Below are 5,588 nucleotides of genomic sequence, written 5' to 3'. Positions count from 1 at the left end.
CATCCGGGTCGGTCACGTCGAGCTTGCCGCCGGTCGAGGTCAGCTTGTCCTCGGTCACCGCGCCGACCGCCGTGCCGGCGATCGTGGCCTTGTCGTCGGTGCCGTTGATGGTGACGGTGATCTGCTTGGTGGTGCCGTCGATGGTGGAGACGGTCAGTGTGTCGGTGATCTGGTCGCCGGTCTTCAGGGCCTGCACTGCCGGCTGGCCATTGTCGAGCGCGTAGCTCCAGGTGCCGTCGGGCTGCACGGTGAAGCTGCCATGGGCGCCGGCCGCGCCGGTCTGCGGCACGAACTGATCCTGCCCCGCATCCGGGTCGGTCACGTCGAGCTTGCCGCCGGTCGAGGTCAGCTTGTCCTCGGTCACCGCGCCGACCGCCGTGCCGGCGATCGTGGCCTTGTCGTCGGTGCCGTTGATGGTGACGGTGATCTGCTTGGTGGTGCCGTCGATGGTGGAGACGGTCAGCGTGTCGGTGATCTGGTCGCCGGTCTTCAGGGCCTGCACCGCCGGCTGGCCATTGTCGAGCGCGTAGCTCCAGGTGCCGTCGGGCTGCACGGTGAAGCTGCCATGGGCGCCGGCCGCGCCGGTCTGCGGCACGAACTGATCCTGCCCCGCATCCGGGTCGGTCACGTCGAGCTTGCCGCCGGTCGAGGTCAGCTTGTCCTCGGTCACCGCGCCGACCGCCGTGCCGGCGATCGTGGCCTTGTCGTCGGTGCCCATCACGTTCACGACCAGTTGGTGGCTCGTTCCGTCCACGCTGTGGATCGTGAAGGTTTCACGCTCGGTCTGCCTCGAGATCAGTGCCTGAACCGAGGGAGAGGTGTTGTCGAGCGTGTAGGTCCAATGACCCGATTGATCGATCTGTAGGCGACCGAAATTTCCTCTCAATGTCGAGGCCTGAAAATGCGCCTCGCCCGGATCCGGGTCGACGATCGTCAACCCGCCGGAAACCGTCAGAACACGGTCCTCGGAGGTTGTTCCGGTGTCGGTTCCGGAGATCCTTGCAGCGTCGGGCTGTGGCAAAACATTGAACGGCATCTGAATCTGTGCCGAGTGACCGTTAGGATCCACGACGGTCGCCGTCAGATGCCCTGATCCAAACCAGTCGGTTGGGGGCGTCATGGTCAGGTTTTTCAGATCGGTGCCAGGACCGAGGATCCATGTACCGCCTGGGCCAGCATGTCCCAGGTTCATGATCGTTCCAGGCGGCAACCCAGCGATGGTTACGGTCGATCCGCCGGGTGTGTTGTTGCCATTAGTCACCGAAATTAGAACCGGAACCGGGCTACCTTCCTTACCGCCGGGGATGAGCCCGGCAATAGCAGGCCCGCTGGGCTGGCTGCTCGACACGATATGGCTCGGCAATTGTCCCGACGCGTGACCGCTGCCGCCCGGTGACACGTTCGGAATGATCGCGTACCCAACATTCTGACCTGTGCCCATGCCGGGCAGGGCATGAGTGAAGCCGGGATGGCCGGCGCCCGAGCCGCGTGGATGGGCCTGGGGCAGTGGTGCAAGGCCGGACGAGGCCAACCAGTCGGAACCGGGTTCCGCCCCGGGACGACCGGGTTGGGAATGCAATTCGGAAAGCTCGGCACCCATGTGGCGTGCCAGGGCCGACGCCGAGACCATCAACTGCCGGTTGCCATAACCTCCGCTGTCTCGCACTCTGCCATCCGGCGCGGCATGGGAGCCTTCGGTCTGAACCTCCGGAAGTTCACTCGTGTCGGACACAACCCAGGCAAAAACCTCTTCGGACAACTCGTCCCTTTGATCCGCAGTGGCGCGGGAGGTCTGGGACTTTCTCGGGTTCTGATCGGACATCACGTCTCTCCTCACCGCTCGGTCAACGCCAGGTCGAGATTGGTGTAGATGGGTTTCCAGACATATTGGAACACGGTCTTAGCGCCGGTCTTGATATCGGCCTCGCCGGTCATTCCGGCGATCAATGTAAGGCCGTCCTCGGCATCGCGGAAATGGTCGCTGTCCAGCTGCACAAGGACTTCGTAGAATGCTGTACCACGCTCATCGACTGCTGTTGTCGGCGAAACTTCCTCGACGGTGCCGGGCAACGCGCCGAAACGGCTGTAATCGAAGCTGTCGATTTTCAACCGAACGGGTTGCCCCACCGAGACGAAGCCGACATCGCGCGGCGACAAGCGACCACTGAAACGATAGCCGCCGTCGGCGGGAACGATGGTTACAACCATGCCGCCGGGATCAATGACATCGCCGATCGTGTCGTCGGGGATGGACTGAATCACGCCGGCAATGGGTGACCGGATCTCCGTCTCCGCGACACGGCTCTCCAGGCCCGCTGCTTCGGCCTGCAAGGCGCGCCTCTGGGAATCTGCTTCTGCAATCCGGCTTCTCGCCTTGGCAAACTCGTCCAGTTCGACCTGGGTCAGCGAGGCCTGAAGCTCGGCCACCTCAGCCTCGGCGATGGTTCGACGGCCGGCGAGTTGGGCAAGGTCAAAACGATACTGTGCTTCCTGCTCTCGCAGTTCCGCGAGCTTCGCACGTGCGCTCAGGCCGCGATTCATCAGGTCCTGTTGAACGGTACGCTCCTCCTCGGCGACGGCGATCTGTTGAATGAGCTGGGGGCGTTCCTCATCAATGGCTGCGATCTCGGCACGCTTTTCCTCGATCTGCGACCCGATCACCGAGCGTTCGGCGCGGATGAAGGCACGCGTTGCCGCAAGCGCAGCCGTTTCGCGTTCCACGAGATCGTTGAAGTCCTCGGCATGGGCCGAGAAATCTGGCTCCCGCCCCTCCGCAAGCGCGAGGAGGCGTTCGATCTCAAGGGACAGCCCTGCAATGCGCGCTTCGGCGGCCCGAAGCGCCGATTGCGCTTCCGCCTGATCCAACACAGCCACAATTTGGTCCGCTTCCACCACTTGACCGCGCGTGACCAGCAACTCGGCCAACTGGCCGCCATGCCGGCTTTCGACCCGCTTCACCTGGGCGATGGGTTCAACTTCCCCACGCGCCTTGGATATCTCGTCGACAGGCGTGTAGACCATCCAGATCACCAACGCGGTTAGGCCGAGCAGAACGACGATTGCCGCCCGGCGCGTCCAGACGAAGGTCGACGTGTCGTACAGGTCGAAAGGTTGATCTCCGCGATTTTCACCCATCTCTCTTCTCCTCCGTCAAAGCTTCTGCCTCTGGCTTTTCTGTCTGAACAGGTCCGCAATAGACGACATTTCCGGCGTCCAGTACGATGGCGATATCGGCGTGCGCCGCGAGTTCCGTGTCGTGGGTCGCAAGGAAGATAGTAGCCTTGCCTCGCGTTTCGTCGATGAACTTCCCGACCTCGTTCAAGGCATCTTTGCCATTCGCGGGTAGCGGATCGTCGAGAACGAAGAACCTGCTGTCAAGTTCCGTGATCGCGGACCAGGCTGCGCGTTCCACCTTGGCTTCCGCGGAAAACCCGACGTCGGGCCTTGTTCTGCTTTGCTCCAACCAAACGCTTTTGTTGCCACCGACATAAGCGCAGCGAGCATCGATCTCGTCAGGATCGTACTGGGACATCTGGCGCCCGTTCAGAGTCAGATGCCCAGTTTGCGGGCGGAGATGCCCGGCGACGAGCTGTAGCAAAGTGGACTTGCCCGACCCGTTCGGCCCCATGATGACGACGACGCTGCCAGGGGACACATCGAATGTAACGCCGGTGAGGGCGGGCGGCTGACCGGCTTCATGACGGTAGAACAGACCCTGTGCGGCCACGGCGGGAGCTTCGGGTTCGAGTGCGATCTGGAGATGGGATTCCTGGCCTACCGTGGGCGCCCGGAGCTGGGTCTCAAGAGAGGTCCAGCCGTTGCGGATTGCCTTTAGGCGCGGGATCGCTAGGAACAGCGATTGCGCCGGGCCGGTGATGCGCCAGGTGAGCAACATGGTCCCGATCAGCGTGCCGGGCGACAAGTGGCCTTTCAGCGCGAGGTCGATCCCGACGACCAGGGTCACGAGCGCAGTGCCGGATCCGAGCGTGGTTGCGATTGCCGACTGTGACCCGGTTCGGATCATCGAGCGGTGTGTGTCGCGCGCGCTCGAGCGCAAGGTAGCGTCGAACCGTTGAAGCCATTTCTCGCCTAGTCCGGCGCGCTGAATGGCGCCGTTGGCATCGACCAGTTCCCCGATCATCTGCGTACGTCGCTGGGACTGGCGGACGGCAAACGGGTCCCTGCCGCCGGTTCCGGCGTTTATCAACAAGCCGAAGCCGAAAAACAGCACGAGGTAGATCGCGGGAATGATCGCCATGCCCCCGCCGACGATCACCAGGGCGGCAAAGGTCAGCAGGATAAAAGGCGCATCATAGATCGCTGCAATATTCGGGGAGGCGAACAGGTCGGCGGCACGCTCGCCCTGCCGCACCTTCGCGACAATCGTACTTCCAGAGTTCCCCGCAACGTTTGAAGCCGGCGAACGGAGTGCCTTGCCGGCCAACAATGTCGAGATCTGCCCCGAAAGCGAGGCGTATTCCGTGGAAGCAAGTCCGGACCGAACACGCCTCATTGCCAGCATCGTGACTAGAACGATCACTGCACCTGACAACAGGGCCGGAAGCGAATGGGCGGCGCCGCCCCCCAAAACCTTGTCATACACGGCCATGGTGAAGAAAGGCACCGCCAGCGCGCAGAGGTTGATGACCAGGGATTGCCATGCGACATGCACGAATGCGCCTCGCGCGCGGGACGAGATATTGGCGTAGGTGACCTTGGATGCTTCGGTTTCGGGAAGCATGCGCAGATAGAGGAGCGGCCCCGCCGGCAGGTGGAGTAGCCCTGTCTCGTCGTTCTCCGGGAACGCAACGAGATCGCCGTCCCGCCTTGCGACGCCTATCCAGTTGGTGCCGTCTTTCGCAATCAGGGCGCCATCATGACCGTCTCTCCAGGATGCAGGTATGCCCTTATGTATGGACGCGTGCACCCCGATCAGGTTGCTGGCGCGTGCCATGTCGGACAGCGATGATGAGAACCCCCCGAATGCCGCCTCTACGGCCTTATCAGAGTGGCGCCCGTCGAGATATTTTAGAACGGATTCGAGGAAGCCGGCGGCATCAGACATCATTCGACCCCCTCGATCCAATTACTTGGGTTTTCGAGGCGCGCGGCATCTTTCAGGCCGTCGCGGAGATCCTCGGACGATGTCTGCAAGAGGATCTTGACTTCGTCCGAGTGGGACAGAAGGAACCCCGATAGCTTCTTCACGGCATCGACATCGAGGGACGCTTCAGGCGCTTCGAGAATGACCAACCCCGGCCTGCCCGTGAATGCTTGGACGATAGCGGCGCGCTTGGCACCGCCATCCGGCAGAGGTCTGCCGGAAGATGCAAGCTCCGTGTCGTACCCGTGGGGAAGCCGGCAAACTAGGCTGTCCAGACCGATCTCGCGCGACAGGGTCAGCGCTTTGGGCTCGAGTTTCTTATCCAGACGGGACAGGCAATTCATCAGTCGACCTGTCAAAAGCCGTGGTCGGGCAGACACGATCCGAACCGCTTCCGGATCCGGCAAGTCGCGGGGCAAGTGATTGACTATGGCTTCAAGCTTTTCGGACGCTGTCTGATGCGAAGACGCTTCCAGCACCCAAA

The 5,588-nt window shown here is 62.4% G+C and carries 4 protein-coding genes; all 4 read right to left on the bottom strand.

The annotated features are described in order from the left end of the window. Positions 1-1,822, bottom strand: a 1,822-nt coding sequence (locus AC2FNE_RS24305) for a VCBS domain-containing protein (RefSeq protein ID WP_496806533.1), incomplete at its 3' end; no start/stop codon positions are given. A gap of 11 nt (positions 1,823-1,833) precedes the next feature. Beyond that, positions 1,834-3,135, bottom strand: coding sequence for an HlyD family type I secretion periplasmic adaptor subunit (locus tag AC2FNE_RS24300; RefSeq protein ID WP_496806532.1), 1,302 nt, complete (start codon positions 3,133-3,135; stop codon positions 1,834-1,836). Then, positions 3,128-5,068, bottom strand: a complete 1,941-nt coding sequence (locus AC2FNE_RS24295) for an ATP-binding cassette domain-containing protein (RefSeq protein WP_496806531.1) — start codon at positions 5,066-5,068, stop codon at positions 3,128-3,130. Before AC2FNE_RS24295 ends, AC2FNE_RS24300 begins: the two co-directional genes overlap by 8 nt. Next, positions 5,065-5,588: hypothetical protein (locus tag AC2FNE_RS24290; RefSeq protein ID WP_496806530.1), on the bottom strand; the 524-nt coding region annotated here is incomplete at its 5' end. The genes AC2FNE_RS24290 and AC2FNE_RS24295, both read right to left, overlap by 4 nt.

This window comes from Ruegeria sp. YKSD179, assembly GCF_059612885.1.
Note: the sequence above shows the minus strand (reverse complement) of the source record. Positions and strands in the feature narration are given on the sequence as shown.